This window comes from Roseateles sp. SL47 (assembly GCF_026625885.1).
Lineage (GTDB): Bacteria > Pseudomonadota > Gammaproteobacteria > Burkholderiales > Burkholderiaceae_C > Roseateles.
Window position 1 is genome coordinate 5697449 of record NZ_CP113068.1, and the last position, 21324, is coordinate 5718772.

General features: G+C 65.5%; 16 protein-coding genes and 1 pseudogene. 15 read left to right on the forward strand and 2 right to left on the reverse strand.

Annotated features, from left to right (window positions below):
- Positions 1-425: 425 nt before the first annotated feature.
- The 9 genes from OU995_RS24705 (at position 426) to OU995_RS24745 (ending at position 11999) form a co-directional block, all read left to right on the forward strand.
- Positions 426-812 carry an RNA-binding S4 domain-containing protein gene (locus OU995_RS24705; protein ID WP_267832815.1) on the forward strand — a complete coding sequence of 129 codons (387 nt, stop codon included), beginning with the start codon at positions 426-428 and terminating at the stop codon, positions 810-812.
- A 118-nt stretch (positions 813-930) separates the two neighbouring features.
- Complete coding sequence (gene grpE / locus OU995_RS24710) at positions 931-1443, forward strand: nucleotide exchange factor GrpE (protein WP_267832817.1); 513 nt, start codon at positions 931-933, stop codon at positions 1441-1443.
- A 141-nt stretch (positions 1444-1584) separates the two neighbouring features.
- Positions 1585-3600 (forward strand): molecular chaperone DnaK, encoded by a 2016-nt coding sequence (gene dnaK / locus OU995_RS24715; RefSeq protein WP_267836369.1) that lies wholly within the window; start codon positions 1585-1587, stop codon positions 3598-3600.
- 110 nt (positions 3601-3710) lie between these two features.
- Complete coding sequence (gene dnaJ, locus OU995_RS24720; RefSeq protein ID WP_267832818.1) at positions 3711-4868, forward strand: molecular chaperone DnaJ; 1158 nt, start codon at positions 3711-3713, stop codon at positions 4866-4868.
- A gap of 202 nt (positions 4869-5070) precedes the next feature.
- Entirely contained in the window at positions 5071-6690 is a 1620-nt protein-coding gene (locus OU995_RS24725; protein ID WP_267832820.1) for a response regulator, read from the forward strand.
- Positions 6691-6843: 153 nt separating this feature from the next.
- Positions 6844-8514: a phosphoethanolamine transferase gene (locus OU995_RS24730; protein WP_267832821.1), complete on the forward strand. Its 1671-nt coding sequence runs from the start codon at positions 6844-6846 to the stop codon at positions 8512-8514.
- Between the two features lie 138 nt (positions 8515-8652).
- Positions 8653-9087 carry a response regulator gene (locus OU995_RS24735; protein ID WP_267832823.1) on the forward strand — a complete coding sequence of 145 codons (435 nt, stop codon included), beginning with the start codon at positions 8653-8655 and terminating at the stop codon, positions 9085-9087.
- Between the two features lie 32 nt (positions 9088-9119).
- Positions 9120-9860, forward strand: a complete 741-nt coding sequence (locus OU995_RS24740) for a GAF domain-containing protein (protein ID WP_267832825.1) — start codon at positions 9120-9122, stop codon at positions 9858-9860.
- Positions 9861-10133: 273 nt separating this feature from the next.
- A complete protein-coding gene (locus tag OU995_RS24745; RefSeq protein ID WP_267832827.1) occupies positions 10134-11999 on the forward strand; it encodes an aspartyl protease family protein in 1866 nt (621 codons plus the stop codon).
- A gap of 2 nt (positions 12000-12001) precedes the next feature.
- Here OU995_RS24745 and OU995_RS24750 read toward each other — a convergent pair whose 3' ends face one another.
- A complete protein-coding gene (locus tag OU995_RS24750) occupies positions 12002-13420 on the reverse strand; it encodes a M48 family metalloprotease (RefSeq protein WP_267832829.1) in 1419 nt (472 codons plus the stop codon).
- Between the two features lie 326 nt (positions 13421-13746).
- Here OU995_RS24750 and OU995_RS24755 point away from each other — a divergent pair, with 326 nt between their 5' ends.
- The 4 genes from OU995_RS24755 (at position 13747) to OU995_RS24770 (ending at position 16736) form a co-directional block, all read left to right on the forward strand.
- Positions 13747-14355, forward strand: a complete 609-nt coding sequence (locus OU995_RS24755) for a lipocalin family protein (RefSeq protein WP_267832831.1) — start codon at positions 13747-13749, stop codon at positions 14353-14355.
- A 10-nt stretch (positions 14356-14365) separates the two neighbouring features.
- Complete coding sequence (locus OU995_RS27620) at positions 14366-14551, forward strand: DUF2256 domain-containing protein (protein ID WP_267832834.1); 186 nt, start codon at positions 14366-14368, stop codon at positions 14549-14551.
- Complete coding sequence (locus OU995_RS24765) at positions 14548-16101, forward strand: cryptochrome/photolyase family protein (RefSeq protein WP_267832835.1); 1554 nt, start codon at positions 14548-14550, stop codon at positions 16099-16101. Before OU995_RS27620 ends, OU995_RS24765 begins: the two co-directional genes overlap by 4 nt.
- Before the next feature lie 65 nt (positions 16102-16166).
- Positions 16167-16736, forward strand: coding sequence for a DUF2878 domain-containing protein (locus OU995_RS24770; protein ID WP_267832837.1), 570 nt, complete (start codon positions 16167-16169; stop codon positions 16734-16736).
- Between the two features lie 75 nt (positions 16737-16811).
- Here OU995_RS24770 and OU995_RS24775 read toward each other — a convergent pair whose 3' ends face one another.
- Entirely contained in the window at positions 16812-18719 is a 1908-nt protein-coding gene (locus tag OU995_RS24775; RefSeq protein ID WP_267836370.1) for an amidohydrolase, read from the reverse strand.
- A 359-nt stretch (positions 18720-19078) separates the two neighbouring features.
- On the opposite strand from OU995_RS24775, the pseudogene OU995_RS24780 reads away from it, so the two are divergent.
- Positions 19079-20689, forward strand: a pseudogene (locus OU995_RS24780) (cbb3-type cytochrome c oxidase subunit I).
- Between the two features lie 18 nt (positions 20690-20707).
- Positions 20708-21319 (forward strand): cbb3-type cytochrome c oxidase subunit II, encoded by a 612-nt coding sequence (locus tag OU995_RS24785; RefSeq protein WP_267832838.1) that lies wholly within the window; start codon positions 20708-20710, stop codon positions 21317-21319.
- The last annotated feature ends 5 nt before the right edge of the window (positions 21320-21324 follow it).

Genomic DNA, 21324 nt, shown 5'->3' on the forward strand with positions numbered 1-21324 from the left:
CTTGGACGGCGCTTCGCGCGTCCTCGCGACTGGATGCGGGCAGGGTCCCCCCGAGGGAGGGTGGGGTCCGTCTTGGGGTGACCCGGCGGCGCCCCCCCCTCGATAACCACGAGCCCCGCGCGGACGGCGCTTCGCGCCTCCTCGCGACTGGATGCGGGCAGGGTCCCCCGAGGGAGGGTGGGGGCCGTCTTGGGGTGACCCGGCGGCGCCCCCCCTCGATAACCACGAGGCCCGCTTGGACGGCGCTTCGCGCGTCCTCGCGACTGGATGCGGGCCGGGTGCCCCGGGGGCAGGGGCGGGTGGGATTGAGGAATGCCCTGAGAGGAGGCGCTTTTCTTGGGGCGAAGTGCGTAGGAAAATCAGCCGCGATGTCATCTTCTTCTGCTTCTTCTCGTACCAACCGTCACTCGACCGACGTCGAGGCCATGCGGCTGGACAAGTGGCTTTGGGCCGCGCGCTTTTACAAAACCCGCTCGATTGCCGTCGAAGAGATCGGCAAGGGCCGGGTGACCGTCAACGGGCAGGCCGCCAAGGCCTCGCGCGATGTCCGCGCCGGCGACCTGGTGCGATTCCGCCAAGGTCAGGTCGATCGCGAAGTCCAGGTCGTGGAACTCAGCCCAACCCGCGGCCCCGCCCCAGTGGCACAGACGCTGTACAACGAAACTCCCGAGAGCATCGCCGCGCGTGAACGCGCCGCAGAAGCCCGCCGCCTCGCCCCAGAACCCGCCAGCACCATCGAACAAGGCCGCCCCACCAAACAAGACCGCCGCCGCCTGGCCGAATGGGATCGCTGGTCCGCCTCCATCGATTAAGGCCCCCGGCGTCTAGAATCCGGCCTCTTGAAGTTCGGCAGGCCTGCCCCACATACCGCGCATCGCCCGACAAGGGGGTGCTCGCACGCCTCTCCGGGCTCGTTTTAGGGCCATCAACATGACCACTGAGAACCAAAACACCGATCCGCAGTCGCCAGAAGACGCCCCGCCCCTGGACCTGGAAGCCAAGTTGGCCGACACCGAACACCGCCTGGCGGAAATGTCGGACGCCTATCTGCGCGCCAAGGCCGAAGTGGAAAACATCCGCCGCCGCGCCGACGAAGATGTCTCCAAGGCCCGGAAGTTCGCCGTCGAAGGCTTTGCCGACGCCATGCTCCCAGTCATGGACAGCATGGAAGCCGCCATCGGCCGTCCCGATGCCACCGTGGAACAGGTCCTCGAAGGCGTACACGCCACCCGCCGCCAACTGGCCGCCGCCCTCGAACGCAACAAGGTCGTGGAAATCAACCCCACCGCCGGCACCAAGTTCGACCCCCATCAGCACCAGGCCATCTCCATGGTCCCCGCCGACCAGGAAGCCAATACCGTCGTCACCGTCCTCCAAAAGGGCTACTCGATCTACGACCGTGTGCTGCGCCCCGCCCTGGTGACGGTCGCCGCCCCCAAGTAAACAGGCCGTACCTCCAAAAAACACAAAAACAGCCCGATCGATCCCCGGAAGCCCGGTTTTTGAGCGATTTGAAGCGTCTTTCAGTGGCGCAGCTCTTGAAAACCAAGCGAGTTATCCACAGATCAGAAGCATCCGGATCACATCGATCCCACCGAATTCAGGAGTCCTCACATGGCAAAGAAGAAAATCATCGGCATTGACCTCGGCACCACCAACTCGTGCGTCGCGGTCATGGAAGGCAACACCACCCGCGTGATCGAAAACGCCGAAGGTGCCCGCACCACGCCCTCCATCATTGCCTACCAGGAAGACGGCGAAGTGCTGGTCGGCGCCTCGGCCAAGCGCCAGGCCGTGACCAACCCGCGCAATACGCTGTACGCCGTCAAGCGCCTGATCGGCCGCAAGTTCGGCGAGAAGGAAGTGCAGAAGGACATCGACCTGATGCCCTACACCATCGCCGCCGCCGACAACGGCGACGCCTGGGTGGAAGTGCGTGGCAAGAAGCTGGCCCCCCCGCAGGTGTCCGCCGAAGTGCTGCGCAAGATGAAGAAGACCGCCGAGGACTACCTCGGTGAAGAAGTGACCGAAGCCGTGATCACGGTGCCGGCCTATTTCAACGACGCCCAGCGCCAGGCCACCAAGGACGCCGGCCGCATCGCCGGCCTGGATGTCAAGCGCATCATCAATGAACCCACCGCCGCAGCCCTGGCCTTCGGCCTGGACAAGCACGGCGCTGGCGACCGCAAGATTGCCGTGTTCGACCTGGGCGGCGGTACGTTCGACATCTCCATCATCGAGATCGCCGACGTGGATGGCGAGAAGCAGTTCGAAGTGCTGTCCACCAACGGTGACACCTTCCTGGGCGGTGAAGACTTCGACCAGCGCATCATTGACTACATCATTGGTGAGTTCAAGAAGGAACAAGGCGTTGACCTGACCAAGGACGTGCTGGCCCTGCAGCGCCTGAAGGAAGCCGCAGAAAAGGCCAAGATCGAGCTCTCCAACAGCTCGCAGACCGACGTCAACCTGCCCTACATCACCGCCGACGCCACCGGTCCGAAGCACCTGAACATCAAGCTGACCCGCGCCAAGCTGGAGTCGCTGGTGGATGAGCTGATCGAGCGCACCATCGCCCCCTGCCGCACCGCCATCAAGGATGCCGGCGTGTCGGTGAACGAGATCGACGACGTGATCCTGGTCGGCGGCATGACCCGCATGCCCAAGGTGCAGGAGAAGGTCAAGGAGTTCTTCGGCAAGGAACCGCGCAAGGACGTCAACCCGGACGAAGCCGTCGCCGTGGGCGCTGCCATCCAGGGCCAGGTCCTGGGCGGCGAACGGACCGACGTGCTGCTGCTGGACGTCACCCCGCTGAGCCTGGGCATTGAGACCCTGGGCGGCGTGATGACGAAGATGATCAAGAAGAACACGACCATCCCGACCAAGTTCAGCCAGACCTTCTCGACCGCTGAAGACAGCCAGCCGGCCGTGACCATCAAGGTGTACCAGGGCGAGCGTGAACTGGCGCAGGCCAACAAGAGCCTGGGCGAGTTCAACCTGGAAGGCATCCCGCCGGCACCGCGTGGCATTCCTCAGATCGAGGTGAGCTTCGACATCGACGCCAACGGCATCCTGCACGTTGGCGCCAAGGACAAGGGCACCGGCAAGGAAAACAAGATCACCATCAAGGCGAACTCCGGCCTCTCCGAAGCCGAGATCGAAAAGATGGTGAAGGACGCCGAAGCCAATGCGGCTGAGGACAAGAAGAAGGTGGAACTGGTGACCGCCAAGAACCAGGCCGATGGTCTGGTGCACTCGGTGCGCAAGTCGCTGACCGAGCACGGCGACAAGCTGGATGCTGGCGAGAAGGAGAAGATCGAAGCCGCCGTTCAAGCGCTGGAAGAAGCCATCAAGGGTGAAGACAAGGCCGATATCGACGCCAAGTCTGAAGCCCTGATGACCGCCAGCCAGAAGCTGGGCGAGAAAATCTACGCCGAATCGCAGGCAGCCGCCGGTGCAGCCGGCGCCACAGGTGCAGCCGGTGCCGCTGGCGCAGACTTCGCCGAAGCTGGCCCGGCCGCAGGCCAGCAGGCGTCTTCGAAGCCGGCCGACGACAATGTCGTGGATGCCGAATTCAAGGAAGTCAAGGACACGAAGTAAGCATGCCATGCCGACCCTCACGTCGGCGTGACAGCCCGCCGCGCGAGAGCTGCATGCTTCGCGCGGCGTTTTGGTTTCAAGCTGGATGAGCAGCAGGCCCAGGAATACCCATGGCAAAGCGTGACTATTACGAAGTCTTAGGCGTCGCCAAGAACGCCAGCGACGACGACATCAAAAAGGCTTATCGCAAGCTCGCGATGAAGTACCACCCTGACCGTAATCAGGGGGAAGGTTCCAAGGAAGCCGAAGAGAAGTTCAAGGAAGGCAAGGAAGCCTACGAGATGCTCACGGACGGCCAGAAGCGCGCGGCCTACGACCAGTACGGCCATGCGGGTGTCGATCCCAATGCAGGGGGCTTCCGGGGCGGTCAGGGCGCGGAAGGTTTTGGCGGCTTCGCCGAAGCCTTTGGCGACATCTTTGGTGATCTGTTCGGCGGCGGCGCTGGCGGCGGCGGCAATGGCCGTCGTGGCGGGGGCCAGCAGGTCTACCGTGGCAGCGACCTGAGCTACGCCATGGAGATCACGCTGGAAGAAGCCGCACGCGGCAAGGAAACGCAGATCCGCATCCCGTCCTGGGAAGGCTGCGAAACCTGCAATGGCTCCGGCGCCAAGCCCGGCACCAGCGCCAAGACCTGCGGCGCCTGCGGTGGCTCCGGCACGGTTCACATGCGCCAGGGCTTCTTCAGCATCCAGCAGACCTGCCCGCACTGCCACGGCACCGGCAAGATCATTCCCGAGCCCTGCACCACCTGCAATGGCGCCGGCAAGATCAAGAAGACCAAGACCCTGGAAGTCAAGATTCCGGCCGGCATCAACGAAGGCATGCGCATCCGCTCGGCCGGCAACGGCGAGCCGGGCGTGAACGGCGGGCCGCCGGGCGATCTCTACATCGAGATCCGCATCAAGCAGCACGACATCTTCGAGCGCGACGGCGACGACCTGCACTGCACCATGCCGGTGTCGATGACCTTGGCCGCCCTGGGCGGCACGATCGAAGTGCCCACGCTCGGCGGCAAAGCGGAAATCGAGCTGCCGGAAGGCTCGCAGCACGGCAAGACCTTCCGCCTGCGCGGCAAGGGCATCAAGGGCGTGCGTTCCAGCTACCCGGGCGACCTGTACTGCCACATCAGCGTGGAAACCCCGGTCAAGCTCACCGAGCATCAGCGCAAGCTGCTCAAGGAACTGGACAAGAGCTTCCGCGAGGGCGGCGACCGCCACTCCCCCAACGCCAAGTCGTGGACGGACCGGGTCAAAGATCTCTTCAAGTGAGCCGGATTTCGTCAACACAGCGGAAAACAACCGCTCTGACCTAGCAAACCCGAGCAAACAATCCCGGGGATCAGGCTGACAATGCCGCTGTGAAGTTCAGCCCGCATTCCGGTCAGACCCCTGGCCTTCCAGACCACAGCCCACCCCGTCCACGACCGGACGCGGTGGGCTGTTTGTCTTTTGCCCCCCGGACGCTGGCACCATGAGTTATGCCAACGGCGCGTTTGCCAAGACCCAGGCGCTGGTGATCGACAGCAACGCCACCTCGCGCAGCCTGATGACGGCACAACTGCGCGAGCTGGGTGTGGGCCATGTGCGCCAGGCCACCCGCACGCGGGATGCGCGGGTGATCCTGGAAACGCAGCCGTACGACATCGTCCTGTGCGACTACTACTTTGACGGCTCGGAGCTGTCCGGCCAGGACCTGCTGGATGAACTCCGTCGCGAGCAGTTACTGCCCTACTCCACCGTGTTTGTGATGGTGACGGGGGAGGCCTCCTATGCCAAGGTGGCCGAAGCCGCCGAGGCGGCGCTGGACGCCTACCTGGTCAAGCCCTACACCAGCGCCGCCCTGGCCGAGCGGCTGGCCAGCGCGCGCCACCGCAAGCACGAACTCAAGGACATCTTCGAGTCGATCGACGCCAAGGAATTCGACAAAGCGGCCGACCTCTGCCTGGCCCGCTTCGCAAGCCGGGCCTCCTACTGGCTGTATGCCGCCCGCATTGGCGCCGAATTGCTGCTGCGGCTGGAACGCCATGAGCAGGCCCGTGAGCTGTATGAGGCCATCATCGCCGCGCGGACCGTGCCGTGGGCCCGCCTCGGCGTGGCCCGCACGGAAGTGGCCTCAGGCAACCTCAGCGCGGCCCGCCGGACCCTGCAGACGCTGATCGGTGAAATGCCCGACCAGGCCGATTCCTACGACCTGATGGGCCGGGTGCAGATGGACCAGGGCGAAATCAGCTCCGCCCTTGCCACTTACCGGACTGCCGCCACACTGACCCCGGGCTGCCTGTCCCGCCAGCAGCATTGCGGCACCCTCGCTTTCTATGCAGGCGAACGGGCCGAAGCGCTGAAGATGCTGGAACGCAGCGTGGCACAGGGCCTCAAGTCCAAGCTGTTTGACTTCCACAGCGTGGCCCTGATTGCGCTCATGCGCTTTGATGCCAAGGACAGCAAGGGCTTGAAATACGCCCAGGACGCCTTGATGCAGGGCCTCGACCGCGCCCCTCAAGACCGCCGTCTGCAGCGCTTCGACCTGATGCTGCGGGGGCTGCGCCTGCTGCTGGAACGCCGCCTGGCCGATGCACTCGCCCTGGCGCGTCGCTTTGCCAGCATGCTGCCGGACGAGGATTTCGATCTGGAATCCGCCAGCCTGCTGCTGTCGCTGTGGGTCCGCATGAGCCGCCAGGACATCGCGCTGGCGGAAATGGACGACATGACCCAGCGGCTGGGCCTGCGCTTTTGCAGTTCCAAATCCGCCACGGAGATCATGGTCAGCATGGCCGAAGGCCACGAATCCAGCATCCAGTTGCTGCGTGATGCCCATGCCCGGGTGTTCGCCGTCTCCGAAACAGCCATGCGTCATGCCATGCGCGGCGATGCGCGCCTGGGGGTGATGCTGTTGCTGGACCAGGGCGCACAAACCATGAATGCCAAACTGATCGACATGGCCGCGCTGGTGCTGCGACGCTACCGCGAGCGGATCGCAGACCCCGCCGTGCTGGAACCCCGCATCCAGGAACTTCAGGACCGCTACACCCGTACCAGCAGCCAAGGCCTGAAGGCGGCTCGCGCGGCTGGTGGCATGGCCCTTCGAGGATGAGGCTCAGGATGCAAGCCCCCGCGCCCCGACAGACGCCACCATCGCCGCCATGACTGCCCCTCGCACGAACCGCCCTGCGGCATCTCCCCACTTCAGTGCGCCTTCAGGTGGCTCGATTACAAACTTCAATCGCTCTGAAGCTTTTCTTAGTCAATGGTTGCTGTATTTCTGAAACGCCGCGTGAACGGCGAGCGATCCCCTCTCACGCTGGCCTGGTGCACTGCACTTTGGATCGGGCTTCTGGGCAACTGGCCGCTGTGGCAGCGCATGGCGGGCATGCCCGACTTTGCCGGCGCGGGCGGCCGCCTGTTCATCGTGCTGTTTGCCAGCATGGTGACGCTGGTGCTGGGGGCGCTGTTCAGCCTGATGGCCTGGCGGGTGGCGGTGAAACCGCTGCTGTCGCTGATGCTGATCCTGACGGCGCCGCTGGCCTATTTCATTGGCAGCTACGGCGTGGTGATCGACAGCACGATGATCACCAATGCCCTGCAGACGGATGTGCGGGAAACCCGCGACCTGATGGGCTGGGGCCTGCTGCTGCATGTGCTGGTGCTGGCCGTGGTGCCGATGGTGTGGCTGTGGCGCCAGAAGCTCCGGGACAAGGCCTGGCTCAAGCGGCTGGGCTGGAATCTGCTGTCGGTCGTGCTGGCGCTGGTGCTGGGCACCGGCCTGGGAGCGCTGCGCACGGCCGACCTGGCCTCCACGCTGCGCAACCACAAGGTGCTGACCAAGATGGTCAGCCCGGTGAACGCCATCTGGGCCAGCGTGGCGCTGGCGGTGCAGAAGCAGCGCGCGCCCAAGGGCCCGCCGGAGGTGGTGGGCGCCGATGCCCGGCTGGCACCGCGACCGGAAGGGGCCAAGCCGCCGCTGGTGATGCTGGTGGTGGGAGAAACGGCCCGCTCCGAGAATTTCTCACTGAACGGCTATGCCAAGCCGACCAACCCGGAACTGGCCCGTTTGCCGGTGCTGAGCTATCGACAGGCCTACTCCTGCGGCACCAGCACGGCGGCATCGCTGCCCTGCATGTTCTCCCACCTGGGCCGGGAGGTCTATGTGGACCGTCCCACCCATCAGGAAACCCTGCTGGACGTGCTGCAGCGCGCCGGCCTGGCCGTGCTGTGGCTGGACAACCAGTCCGGCTGCAAGGGCGTGTGCGACCGGGTGCCGAATGCGCAGGCCATCAACCCGGCCCGCGCCGACCATCCGCTGCCCGCCGGGCTATGCGGGGCCGACGGCGAATGCTTCGACGAAGCCATGCTGCACGACCTGGACGCCCGCATCGCCGCCCTGGACCCCCAACGTGTAGCGCGCGGTGTGGTGCTGGTGCTGCACCAGATGGGCAGCCATGGCCCGGCGTATTTCAAGCGCACGCCGGCAGACCGCAAGCCTTTCCTGCCCGAATGCCGAAGCAGTGCATTGCAGCAATGCCCGGTGGAAGACGTCCGCAATGGTTATGACAATTCCATTGCCTATACCGACCATGTGCTGGCACAAGCCATTGGCTGGCTGGGCCGCCAGCAGGACCGATTCGACCCCAGCCTGCTGTATGTGTCCGACCATGGGGAATCGCTGGGCGAGAACAACCTGTTCCTGCACGGCATGCCTTACGCCCTGGCGCCGGACCAGCAAAAGCATGTGCCGCTGATCCTCTGGCTGCCGCCCGCCACCCGCAGCGCCCAGCGCCTGGACAGTGACTGCCTCAGCGCCCGCCGGGACACGCCCATGTCCCATGACGGTCTCTATCACACGGTGCTGAGCCTGTCCGGCGTCCAGACCTCGATCTATCGCAAGGATTGGGACTGGGTGGGGGCCTGCCGCCGCTGAGCGGAGTTCCCGTGAGGTTCGAGCGGGAAAACTGCCCGAATCGTCCACGAAAGACGTAAGCCAGCGCTGAAATCCGCCCGGACGCCTCACGGCATGTCGCTCGCCCGCGCTAGGATTCCCCCTTGAGGAGTGCCGACCATGGTGACAACGATCAAGCGCGAGGATTTCAGCTTTCTGGTGGTGGATGACTTCGCCACCATGCGACGCATCATCTCCGGCCTGCTGCGGGAGCTGGGCTTTCGCAAGATCACCGAGGCGGAGGACGGCAAGGCCGCCTTGCGTGCCCTGGAAGGCGCGGTGGCTGCCGGCGAGCCGGTGCATTTTGTGCTCAGCGACATCAACATGCCGGTGATGAATGGCTTCCAGATGCTGGAAGCCCTGCGCACCAAGCCGGAGTCCGACCCCTTGCACAAGATTCCGGTGCTGCTGGTGACCGCCGAAGGCCGCAAGGAAGACATCCTGCGGGCCGCCCAGCTCGGGGCGACCGGCTATGTGGTGAAACCCTTCAACAAGGACACCATTGGGGACAAGATCCACCTGGCGCTCAAGCACCGCAATATCCTGGTCGAATGAGGCCTGGAAGCCAGACCTGAAAAAAACGATTCATGTTGTTTGAAACTTATTGGGAACGTTGCGGCGTAGCCGCTGAATTTGAAGCGGTGCCCCGCTCCGCCGACTGGGCCAACCATGTGCGTGGGCACCAGGCGGCGCTGGAGCGCCTGACCCAGCCCGAGGCCCTGGCCGAGGTGGCGGTGCAATGGCAGTTCCGCGTGCCGGAGCTGGGGGAAGGCGGGGCCTGCTCGCTGTTTGGCCAACTGGCCGCCGAGCCTTACGACCTGAGCCGCCTCCTGGGCGGCACCACAGCGCAGAACCGTGAGTTGCTGGCAGCGGCCACCGCCGTGACGGCCTACTACCAGCAGCACAGCCGCAGCCACTGGTTCGGCATCTACCAGGCACGCGCCAACACGGCGGGTGAGCCGGTGCTGGTGAAGCTGGCTTACTTTGGTGCGGAAAGCCGCGCGGAATTCCCGCTGACCGAAGCCTTTGCTCAAGGCAGCAACAACAGTGCCGTGGGCCTGAGCGGCCGTGGCCGCGTCATCAACGATGTGGCGGCCTATGTGGCCGAGGGCGGCGGCTACTACACCTGCGACCCCAAGGTCAAAGCCGAAGCCTGCCTGCCGCTCTTCAACGCGTCGGGTGCGGTCATCGGCATTCTGGACTCGGAAGCCTTCGACCCGGGCTTCTTCCAGGGCCACGAACTGGCGCTGGTGGTGGCCGTCGCCGCCCATCTGTCCGGCGACGGACGCCTGGCCACCGGTCGGGCCGGTCTGCAGCGCCCGGGCTGAACTCCGGGGTCTGGGTGCGCCTGCGCCGTGGTCGGCACGCGCGGCGTGATCGGCCAGTTGAGGCCCCATCGGTCTGTGCCCTCCCCCCTCGTGGGGTGGAAGGCGGACATCCACCCATGCGATGCTTGCGCGTTGCTGTGCCTGCGTCGGCTCCACGTCGATCCCACGTCGATCCCACGTCGGTCCGGCACAGCAATCCCGCACAGCCCAAAAAAGCAATCGGCCGAAGGCTGCGCCTCCTAAGCCTTGCATCCAAGAACCAGGGAGTTCATCTTGAAGCCGTTTCTGCCCCCTCAACCGCTGCATACGTTGGCGCATGGCTCACGGTCCCTCGCGCGCCGCTGGACGCTGGCGCTGGGCGCCTGCCTGCTGGCCACCGCCCCCGCCGCCTGGGCCGCCGGGTGCGAGATGCAGCCCATGACGCTGCCGGTCCATCTGGTGGAATGGCGCCCGGTGGCCACGGTCACGGTGAACGGGCAATCGCTGAACATGCTGGTGGACAGCGGTGCTGCCTCCAGCCTGCTGACCCCGTCAGCGGCCACCGAGCTGAAGCTGCCTCTGCAGATGCTGCCCTTCGGTTCCCACGTATATGGGTATACCGGTTCCATGGAAGCCAACCGCACCCGGGTCAAGGCCCTGGGCGTCGGCGCGGCGGAACTGAAGAATGTCGAGTTTCTGGTGGCCGGCAGCGAGTTGGGCAATGGCATCAAGGGGGTACTGGGTCGTGACATCCTCGCCCTGGGTGACACCGAATATGACCTGGCCCACGGGGTGGTCCGGCTGGTGTTCCCCAAGGGCGACTGCGAGAAGGTCAGCATGGCCTACTGGGCGGGTGAGGCACCGGTCATCGTGGCCCCCTTTGCTGCGGACCGGGACCGCAGCAGTGATGCCGCGCTGGTGCAGGTCAGCATCAACGGCACCCGCATGAGTGCCCTGATGGACACGGGCGCGCCCGGCACCACGCTCTCGCTGGCGTCGGCCCGCAAGGCGGGTATCGATCCCGGCCGCATGAAGCCCGCCGGGCGGGCCAGCGGCCTGGGTGAAGACAAGGTGAACCGCTGGCTGGCGGATGTCGACAGCTTCCAGATCGGTGGTGAAAAGATGACTCATCAGCGGCTGATGGTGGACGACGTCGACCACGACCACCACGACATGCTGCTGGGTCTGGACTACTTCCTGGCCCACCGCATCTATGTCTCCCGCTTGCAAGGCAAGGTCTACGCCACCTGGAACGGGACGGACGTCTTTGCTCAGCACCCGGGCGCCGCACGGAACAACTTCGACACGCGTTATGCCTTGAAGCCGGACGACCTGCCTGCCGATGATGCCGACGCCCTGGCGCGTCGCGGCATGGCATTCCAGACCAAGGGCGATCTGCCGCGTGCGCTGGAGGACCTGAATCGCGCCATTGCGCTGAAACCGTCCGAAGCGGCATTTCTGCTGGCCCGTGCGCGTGTGAAGCTCAGCCTGCGTGAGCAGGACGCTGCGATGACCGACCTGGATGAAGTACTGCGACTGGATGCGACCCAGACCGAAGCCCGCCTGCTGCGTGCGGACCTGCGCATCGAGCACCATGACATCGAGGCGGCGCAGGCCGACCTGAGGGCACTGGACGCGGAACTTCCTCCCAGCGCGGCGCAACGGGCCCGCATGGGGGACCTCTATGCCGCCATGGACCAGGTGGCACCCGCCGTGAAGCAGTATGAGCTGTGGCTGGTGCATCACGACAGCGACGGCCAGCAGGCGCAAGTCCTGACCCAGCGCTGCTGGCTGCGCACCCGCCTGGGCGTGGACCTGCAGGCCGCGTTGAAGGACTGCCAGCGTGGCATCAGCAAGGATCCGGACGTGGCCATTTATCGCTCCAATCTCGGCTGGCTGTATCTGCGCCTGGGGGATTCCCAAAGCGCCCTGGCGGCCTTCAACAAGGCCATCGAGATGAATGCCCGCCTCGGCTGGGCCTTCTTTGGCCGCGCGGTCACCGAGTTCGGCCTGAAGGACACCACCAGCGCCGAGCGCGACCTGCAAACCGCGCGGCGCTTGCGGCCCGGCATTGACCAGGCGGTCCGCCAGGCGGGTTTCCGCCTGCCCGAGGACCTCCAAGCGCCTGCGAACGAGGCGGCCGGAGCCGACAAGGGCTGAGCTCACTGACCGCCCATCGCCTCGCGGAACCGCATGGCCGCCAGGATGCGGCTGCGGGTGCTGGGATGGTCGAAGAACCACATCTCTTCCAGCGCGCCCGGGTCGGCCTTGCGGTACTCCACCAGCATCAGTTGCCCCTCGGCAAAGGCCAGCGGCTCGCGCGACAGGGCCAGGCCGAACTGATCAGCTTCGGCTTCCTGAACGCGGATGATGGTGTTGGTGATGGGGCTGGTCAGCGCAAAGAACACCGACAAGGTGCAGGCCAGCAGCGGCAACCAGGCGATGTCGGACACGTCCCCCCCTCCGGAGGCGCCAGCCTTGGCAGACAGCCGGCGCACCACACGCTTGAGCACGCCATCGGCCGTCAGGAACGCCACGACCACCAGGATGCCCATCATGATCAGCATCTTGGGAATGTGATTGAGCACATAGTGGCCAATCTCATGCCCCATCACCGCCCGCACTTCCGCCGGTGACGTGCGCCGCAACAGGTTGTCATTCAGGCGGATCGAGACGGTGCCGCCCAGACCGGCCACATGGGCGCTGACCTTGGTGGTTTGCCGCGAGGCGTCAAACACCAGCACATCATCGGCCGGAACACCGGTGGCATGGGCCATGCGCAGGATGGAATCCTTGAGCGGCCCCGCCTCTACCGGCTTGTAGGTGTTGAACATCGGCGCGAACACCACCGGGTTGATGGCGATCAGCAAGGCCAACATCGCCATCGCCCCCGCTGCACCCCAGGCCCACCAGTAGGACCGGGCGCGGCGCATCAGCACATAGAGCAGCGTGAAGGCCACGGCGCCCAGCAGCAGATTGATGCTGCTGGCGAGCAACCATTCCAGCAGCCAGGCGCCCAGGGTCTGGGTGCCCATGCCATAGGCCCGCTCACGCCACCATTCCTCATACGCGGTCAGCGGCAGGCTGATGAGGGTGGCCACGCCCAGATACACCGAAGAAAAGAGAAAGTCCCGGCGCAAGGCCCCCCGCCCCACGCGGCTGGCCCAGTCCCGCAGGCGGACGGAGCGCCGGCCGGTCAGCCACAGCGCGGCCACCGCCACGCCGAGCAGCAGATGCCACAGCTGCAACCAGTAGCCGCCCTCGAAGTACGCGTCGGAGCGGGCTTTGACTGCCGGCGGCAGCCGATCCAGGTAGGCCTGCGTGGCTGCTTCGGCATTCAGTGGCAACTGACGTTGCCAGGCTTCGTCGGCGGGTTGAATACTGAACCAGGACGAGGGGGAGGATGCCGCTGCGGAGACTGCGGCCACCCTGGGCGCCACGGTGGCCACCGGTTGAGCGGTCGCGGCTGCGGCCGTCGTTTCGGGCGGGCCGGCCTGCGCCCGGGCAGCCATGCTGGACAGCGTCAGCAGGAGGGTCATCAAGAAGCTCAGCACGCAGGTGGACAGCACACCTCTTTTCATCGGAATTCCTTGCAATCAACAATGGTGAGGTCGGCCTCATGAGGCCGCAGGTCAATCAGCACGGCATTGTTCACGGCAGCCCCTGCCCGACGCCTGTGCAATCGACAGACGCAAGATCGGCCAGGACGAAATGCCCGGGCAGCCGATCAACGGCCAGGGGGTGCGCTCCCGCAGGCAGGAGACCAGGCTGGATGCGGGCGGCTCTCCTCAACCCGGGTGATCCAAGGGCGACGGCGCGTCGTACAAGCCCCAAGATCACCAACTTCCGAGCAGACGGCCCGGCGGCGCCCGAGCGCCACGGGGCCGCAGTGCGCCGGCTTCCTGTTATGCCCCAGCTACCTCTTTCAGCCGGTCAACCGGTCGGTCGCGGCCATGGTCGGCTGTGGTCGCTCACCCTGCTGGCGTGCCTGTCGGCCGCCGCGATGACCCTGCTGCCCGCCAGCCCGGTGCGTGCGGAAGACGCCCCGCTGCCCACCGTGGCCTCGGTCGATCTGGCGCGCTACGCCGGCAGTTGGTATGAGATTGCCCGCCTGCCCAACCGTTTCCAGAAGCAGTGTGTGGCCGACACCCAGGCCGAGTACCGGCTGGATGGCGACTCCGTCCGGGTGATCAACCGCTGCCGCACGGACAAGGGCGAGATCGACGACATCCACGGCCGCGCCAAGGTGGTGGCGGGGAGCGGAAACGCCAAGCTGCGTGTGACCTTCTTCTGGCCCTTCTACGGCGACTATTGGGTGCTGGCGCTGGACCCGGACTACCGCGAGGTGCTGGTGGGCGCCCCGAACCGCCAGTACGCCTGGGTCCTGGCCCGACAGCCCGACCTGGCCGAAACCCATGTGCAGGCGCTGCTGGAGCGTGCACAGGCACTGGGCTTTGATGCGTCCGCTTTCATCCGCACACCGCAGACGCAGCCACTGCCCGCCGTCAGTCCGTAAGAGAAGCGCCATGAGCCGCAAGCCAGGCAAGGCCCACGGGTTCCGCGGGAACAAGTCTTTCCTGCCCACCAAGCGCTGCGCCAGCTGCGGACGGCCGATGAGCTGGCGCAAGGCTTGGGCCAGAACCTGGGACGACGTCCGCTGGTGCGCCGACGCCTGCCGTCGGCGTGGCGCCGGCCGAGCGCAGCCATCATGACCGGCGCCGCACGGACCCTGGTGCTGGTGCTGGGCGATCAGCTCGATGCCCAGTCGTCCGCCTTCGACGACTTCGATCCCACGACCGATCGAGTCTGGATGGCGGAGGTGCGGGAGGAATCGACCCATGTGGGGTCCAGCCGTGTGCGGACCGCCTTGTTCCTGTCGGCCATGCGCCACTTTGCCCAGGCGCTGCGTGAGTCCGGCCGTCCGCTGGACTATGTGGCCCTGGATGCCGCAGGCAACACCGGCAGCCTGGGCAGCGAACTGGCCCGTGCGCTGGCGCGTTGGGCACCGCAGCAGGTGGTGATGACCGCGCCGGGTGATTGGCGCGTGCTGAAGATGCTGCGGGCCGTGGTGGCGGCCTCCGGACGGACGCTGGATGTGCGTGATGACCGGCACTTCTTCTGCACGGTCCGTGAGTTCAGCGCCTTTGCCGCCGACCGCAAGAGCCTGCGCATGGAGACCTTCTACCGTGCCATGCGCAAGCAGCACCGGGTGCTGATGGAGGGGGACGAGCCCGCTGGCGACCGGTGGAATTTCGATGCGGAGAACCAGCAGCCGTTCGGCCCCGACGGGCCGGGTTTTCTGCCGGCACGCGTGGGCTTTCCGCCGGATGCCATCACCCGCGACGTGATGGCGCTGGTGGATCGTGAGTTCCCTGAACACCCCGGCTCGCTGAAGGCCTTTGACTGGCCGGTGACACGCGCCCAGGCGCTGGAGGCCCTGGACCGTTTCATCCAGGAACGCCTGTGCGACTTCGGCCAGTTCCAGGACGCGCTATGGCCGGACACGCCATGGCTGTGGCATGCGCAGCTCTCCGCAGCGCTCAACCTCAAGCTGATCCATCCCCGCGAAGTCGTGGCCCGCGCCGAACAGGCCTGGCGGGACGGCCTCGCCCCGCTGGCCAGCGTGGAAGGGTTCATCCGCCAGGTGCTGGGATGGCGGGAGTATGTGCGCGGGGTCTACTGGACCCGGATGCCCGAGCTGGCCCAGGCCAATGCGCTGCAGGCGCAACAGCCGCTGCCCGCGTTCTTCTGGACGGGCGACACGGACATGGCCTGCCTGGCGGATGCGCTCAAGCAGACGCTGCAGCTGGGCTATGCCCATCACATCCAGCGCTTGATGGTCACCGGCCTGTTCTCCTTGCTGCTGGGCGTGCGGCCCGGCGACGTGCACGGCTGGTATCTCGCGGTGTATGTGGATGCCGTGGAATGGGTGGAGCTGCCCAATACGCTCAGCATGAGCCAGTTCGCCGATGGTGGTGCCATCACCAGCAAGCCCTACATCGCCAGCGGCAAGTACATCGAACGCATGAGCAGCGGCCAATACTGCGCCGGCTGCCCCTACCGGCCCGAGCAACGGGTGGGCCCGCAGGCCTGCCCGTACACCACGCTGTATTGGGACTTCCTGATTCAGCACCGCTCGCGCTTTGCGCGTCATCCACGCCTGGGCGCTCAGGTTCGAAACCTGGACCGGCTCTCCAATGACGAGGTGTTCACCATACAGGCACAAGCGAAGGCCTTGCGAGAGCGACTGTCGCCGGCCTGATCGACGTTCAGCCCGTGTTCATCGGGCTTGCTCTCGCCCCCAACCCGCTGTAAGACACTGCCACCATGCTCAATCGCCCCACCCTGATCAAACTCGCCAAAGGTGTTGCCGAGTTCTGCCTGTTCCAGGGCGCCTGGTTCGCCTGTGTCCTGGGGGCTGCACACGGCGAGGTGGGATGGGGCGTGCTGGCCGTGGTGGTCTGGGTTCTGATCAGCTGGAGCCTGAGCGATCAGCGCCGGGTGGATGTGATGCTGGCCTTGCAGGCGGTGACCATGGGGCTGGTGTGGGACACCTGGATGCTGCGAGGCGGCTGGGTGGACTATGCCGCTCCCGGCCCTGCGGCGCTGTGGGCACCGGTGTGGATCCTGGCGCTGTGGGCGTTGTTTGCAACGCTGGTGCGTGGTCCCTTGTCCTGGCTGCATGGTCGGCCCTGGCTGGCTGCGCTGCTGGGTGCCATTGGGGGGCCGATGTCCTATCTGGCGGCCGTGCGGCTGGGGGCGGGACGGTTCCCCGACCCCACCCAATCGCTGCTGGTGCTGGGCATGGGCTGGGCGGTCATGACGCCGATGCTCACAGAGATGGCGCGCTGGCTCCTGACCCGCACTGCGGGCAACAAGGCGGCGTCGCGTGGGTAACGCAATACCGCCTCGCAAGTCGGCATGACCGGTGGCGGGACGGGAGGCGGGACGGGTGGCCTCCACCCGCCACTTTCAGACAAAGCAACTGCAGCCCAACGCGCCCCAGAACGACTTCGGATCACTGGTCGGCGCTGCCGCAGCCCCGGCATAGGCGTGGTCGTGTTGATGGACCCGGCAGGCACTGGTGCAGGCGCACAGGGCCGCGTAGTGGTAACGCTTGTCGTCGCTCGCACCGAGCGACACCTTGCGGGATTGATAGCCCCCGAAGGTCTTCACCGGTGACCAACTGGGCGATGCCGGTGGCAGCGGGGGCGCCAGGGGCTGGTACTTTCCTGCGCCATGCACCACCTTGCCGGCCACGACCGTCAGCACCGACGTGATGTCCTGGATCTGCTCCTCCGGCACAGTGAAGAAGTCCTTCTCCAGCACCGCGAGGTCCGCAAAAGCGCCGGGCTTGAGCACGCCCTTTTTGCCGGTCTCGCGTGAGAACCAACTGCCATCGACCGTCATCAGTCGCAAGGCGGCCAGCCGGTCCAGGCGACGCTCCTCCGGATACAGCACCGTCCCGCCGATGGTGCGGCCGGACACCAGCCAATACAGCGCCTGCCACGGGTTGTAGCTGTTCACCCGCGTCGCGTCCGTGCCCAGGGACACCGGGATGCCCATGTCCAGCATGCGTTTGACGGGCGGTGTCTCCGCCGTGGCCTTGATGCCGTAGCGACGGATGAAGTATTCGCCCTGCATCGACATCCGGTTCTGGATGGCGATGCCGCCGCCCAGCTTCTTGATGCGCTCCAGGTTCTGGGGCGTGACCGTTTCGCAGTGGTCGAAGAACCAACCGAGTTGGTCGATGGGGATCTCTTGATGCACCTTCTCGAAGACATCGAGTGAACGCGCCACCGTCTCGTTGTAGGTGGCATGCATGCGCCACGGCCAGCCGTTGCCCGCCAGGAAACGCACGATGCCCTCCATGTCCGCTTCCATGTTGGCGGGCATGTCCGGTCGCGGCACAACGAAGTCCTCGAAGTCGGCGGCGGAGAAGGCCAGCATTTCCCCGGCGCCGTTCAGGCGGTACATGTCCGTCCCATCTCCGGGCCGGCCCATCTTCGCCCAGCGCTGGAAGTCGGAGAGTTCTTCCTTGGCTTTCTGCGGGAACAGGTTGTAGGCGATGCGGATGGTGAGCCGGTTGTCCTTGGCCAGCTTGTCGATGATGGCGTAGTCGTCGGGATAGTTCTGAAAACCGCCGCCCGCATCACCCACGGACGTCACGCCCAGGCGGTTCTCTTCACGCATGAAGTGCAGCGTGGAATTCAGCTGGTCTTCCGGGCTGAGCTTGGGGCCTTTGGCAAGCGTGTTGTAGAGCACAAAGGCGTTGGGCTCGGCCAGCAGCAGGCCGGTGGGTTCGCCGGAGCTGTCCCGTTCGATGATGGCCCCGGGCGGCTGCGGTGTGTCGCGGTTGTAGCCCGCCGCGCGCAGGGCCGCCTTGTTGAGAAAGGCCTGGTTGTAGAGATTGAGCACAAACACCGGCGTGTCGGGCGCAGCGTCATTCAGCTCCTTGAGGGTGGGCATCCGTTTCTCTTCGAATTGGAATTCGTTCCAGCCGCCGACAACACGCACCCACTGGGGCGGTGGTGTGTTGCGCGCCTGGGTGCGCAGCATCTCGAGTGCGGCGCCGAGGGAACGAACGCCATCCCAACGCAGTTCCATGTTGTAGTTCAGGCCCCCACGGATCACATGCATGTGGGAGTCGGTCAGGCCGGGGATGGTCCGCCGGCCTTCCAGGTCCACCAGCTGGGTGAGCGAATCCCCGAGTTTGCGGATCTCCGCATCCGTGCCCACCGCTTGCACCAGACCGTCCTTCAGCGCGATGGCACTGACCACCTGGCTGCCCACCAGCGTCTGGATGCGGCCGTTGTAGAGGATCACGTCAGCGCCGGGCCGCTTGGCCGTGCCGGTCTGCGCCAGGCTGGGGCCGGCCATGACCGCCATGCCCATGGCGGCGGCCGCCTCCAGGAAGTGACGCCGCGACGCGGCCGTGGCGCCGCCAGTGAGTGCATCGATGTCGTTCATGGCCCCATCAGACCAGCGTCTGCCCCGGCAGGCATCTACCGTTTGGGAGGGACACGGCGCGGATTGCCAGCCTGCGTCCCGTTCGCGCGGATGTCGGTATCACGTTGGCGCCCCATGAAGGCCGCCACGAGGAAAAGTGACGCCCCGTCCAAGGTCCGATACCCATCAGACAGCACACTGACCGCACGATCGGCAGAAGGTGCAACACCCACAGTCCGACGATGACCTCGCCATGAGCGAGGCGCGGTTGTTCTTGAGGGAGGGTAGTTGTGAACACGGTAGCAATCCTGGCGTCGGCCTTCACCTTGTCGGTGGTCGCGCTGCTGTTTTTCATCTGGAGCCAGCGCAAGTCGCTGCTGGACCCGTCGGCCGCTGGCGCCGAAGTCATCTTCATGCCGGGCGAAGTGGGTCTTGTGGAAGACCCTGCCGCCACGCCCAGGGCCAAGGCGGCACTTCAGGACGTCACCGGGCCAAAGCAGACGCCGGACGCAGAGGACCTCCTGGATCGCGTGCGTGCGGATGCCTCGACCGGGCCGCTGGTGTTCTTCTTGCTGGGCTGGGCCTTCTTCTGGCTGTTGGTGGCCTCGGCAGCCGGCCTCACCGCGTCCATCAAGCTGCATGAACCCGACTGGCTGACGCAGCAGGCGTGGCTGACCTTCGGACGCATCAGAACCATCCATCTCAATGCGGTGGCCTACGGCTGGGCGCCCAACGGGGGGCTGGCGTGCGCCGTGTTCATCATTCCCCGGCTGTTGAAGACGGAGCTGGTGGGCGCACGTTATGCCTTCCTTGGCGTCGGGCTCTGGAATGCAGCACTGATTGCCGGGCTGGGCGCCATTGCTGCCGGCATCAACGACGGGCTGGAATGGCTGGAGATTCCCTGGCAGGTGGACATCCTGTTCGTGATCGGTGGTGCGCTGATTGGCCTGCCGCTGGTGCTCACCCTGCTGAACCGCCGGGTGCGCCATCTCTACGTGTCGGTCTGGTACATGGGCTGCGCCCTCTTCTGGTTCCCGGTGCTGTTTCTTGTGGCCAATATTCCCGGCCTGCACAAGGGGGTCCAGCAGGGGGCGATGAACTGGTGGTTCGGCCACAACGTGCTGGGCCTGTTCTACACACCGCTGGCGCTGGCGTCCATCTACTACTTCCTGCCGAAAGTGATCGGTCGGCCCATCCAGAGCTACAACCTGTCGCTGCTGGGCTTCTGGGGGCTGGCCTTCTTTTATGGGCAGGTCGGTTGCCATCATCTGATCGGCGGACCGGTGCCGGGTTAGCTGATCACCTTGTCCATCGTGCAGAGCATGATGATGGTGATCCCGGTGATGGCCTTCACCGTGAACATGTATGGCACCCTCAAGGGCCATGTGGCGGCACTCCGGTTTTCTCCCACGCTGCGCTTCATCGGCTTCGGCGGCTTGATGTATGCGGCCAGTTCGGTGCAGGGGTCGATCGAAGCGCTTCGCAGCGTCAATGCGGTCACGCACTTCACCCACTACACCGTCGCCCATGCCCACCTGGGACTCTATGGCTTTGTCTCCATGGTGTTCTTTGGCGGCATTTATTTCATGGTCCCTCGTGTGCTGGGGCGTGAGTGGCCCTCGCCCTGGCTCATTGCGGCCCACTTCTGGCTGTCGGCCATTGGCATCTCCGTCTACTTCATCAGCTTGACGTGGGGGGGGTGGCTGCAGGGCAAGGCCATGCTGGACAGCTCCGTTCCGTTCATGGAGTCGGTCGCTATCACGCTCCCTTACCTGAAGGCGAGAACGGTTGGTGGTGCGCTGATGGCGGCGGGACACCTCGCATTCGCGGTGCATTACGTACTCATGCTGCGCAGCCACTACATCACCCGCAGTGGACCGACCCTGCTCAAGGCCATCTGATTCCAGAGGGAGAACGCTGTGCAAGACGAAACACGGCTTTTGGGTGGAGGCATGGCCATGCTGGGCATTGCGACCGCCGCGCTGGTGGTGCTGCCTTATATGACGGTGCACGATGCCCCGGCACCCGCAGGCTTGAAGCCCTACACCGCCGCAGAACTGCGCGGCCGCCAGCAATACATCTCGCAAGGCTGCGTGTACTGCCATTCTCAACAGCCACGCGCCAAGTCATTCGCGCCGGACTTTGATCGCGGCTGGGGACGTGCCAGCGTGGCGGGCGACTATGCCTACGATGCGCCGCATCTTCTGGGCACGATGCGCACCGGTCCCGATCTTCTCAACATCGGCGCGCGCCAGCCCAGCGAGCAGTGGCATCTGGGGCATCTCTATCAACCCCGGACCTACATGCCGGGCAGCGTGATGCCCAGTTATCCCTTCCTGTTCGATCTCAAGGACAAGCTGGAGACCGGCGATGTCGAGGTGGTCCTGCCGAAGGGCACAGGACCTGTCGGCAAGGTGGTGGTGGCCAGGGCGGAGGCGCTGGACCTGGTGCGTTATCTGAAGTCCTTGAACCGCATCTACCCGGTGCTGCCGCCCCCGTCCGTTCACAGTGCCTCTGAGGCCAACCCATAGGAGGC

What these genes read in the sequence shown, in the direction of transcription:
- OU995_RS24705 (WP_267832815.1), top strand. Translation starts at nt 426, where the DNA reads ATGCGGCTGGACAAGTGGCTTTGGGCCGCGCGCTTTTACAAAACCCGC.
- grpE (WP_267832817.1), top strand. Translation starts at nt 931, where the DNA reads ATGACCACTGAGAACCAAAACACCGATCCGCAGTCGCCAGAAGACGCC.
- dnaJ (WP_267832818.1), top strand. Translation starts at nt 3,711, where the DNA reads ATGGCAAAGCGTGACTATTACGAAGTCTTAGGCGTCGCCAAGAACGCC.
- OU995_RS24725 (WP_267832820.1), top strand. Translation starts at nt 5,071, where the DNA reads ATGAGTTATGCCAACGGCGCGTTTGCCAAGACCCAGGCGCTGGTGATC.
- OU995_RS24730 (WP_267832821.1), top strand. Translation starts at nt 6,844, where the DNA reads ATGGTTGCTGTATTTCTGAAACGCCGCGTGAACGGCGAGCGATCCCCT.
- OU995_RS24735 (WP_267832823.1), top strand. Translation starts at nt 8,653, where the DNA reads ATGGTGACAACGATCAAGCGCGAGGATTTCAGCTTTCTGGTGGTGGAT.
- OU995_RS24740 (WP_267832825.1), top strand. Translation starts at nt 9,120, where the DNA reads ATGTTGTTTGAAACTTATTGGGAACGTTGCGGCGTAGCCGCTGAATTT.
- OU995_RS24750 (WP_267832829.1), bottom strand. Translation starts at nt 13,420, where the DNA reads ATGAAAAGAGGTGTGCTGTCCACCTGCGTGCTGAGCTTCTTGATGACC.
- OU995_RS24755 (WP_267832831.1), top strand. Translation starts at nt 13,747, where the DNA reads ATGCCCCAGCTACCTCTTTCAGCCGGTCAACCGGTCGGTCGCGGCCAT.
- OU995_RS27620 (WP_267832834.1), top strand. Translation starts at nt 14,366, where the DNA reads ATGAGCCGCAAGCCAGGCAAGGCCCACGGGTTCCGCGGGAACAAGTCT.
- OU995_RS24765 (WP_267832835.1), top strand. Translation starts at nt 14,548, where the DNA reads ATGACCGGCGCCGCACGGACCCTGGTGCTGGTGCTGGGCGATCAGCTC.
- OU995_RS24770 (WP_267832837.1), top strand. Translation starts at nt 16,167, where the DNA reads ATGCTCAATCGCCCCACCCTGATCAAACTCGCCAAAGGTGTTGCCGAG.
- OU995_RS24775 (WP_267836370.1), bottom strand. Translation starts at nt 18,719, where the DNA reads ATGGCCGGCCCCAGCCTGGCGCAGACCGGCACGGCCAAGCGGCCCGGC.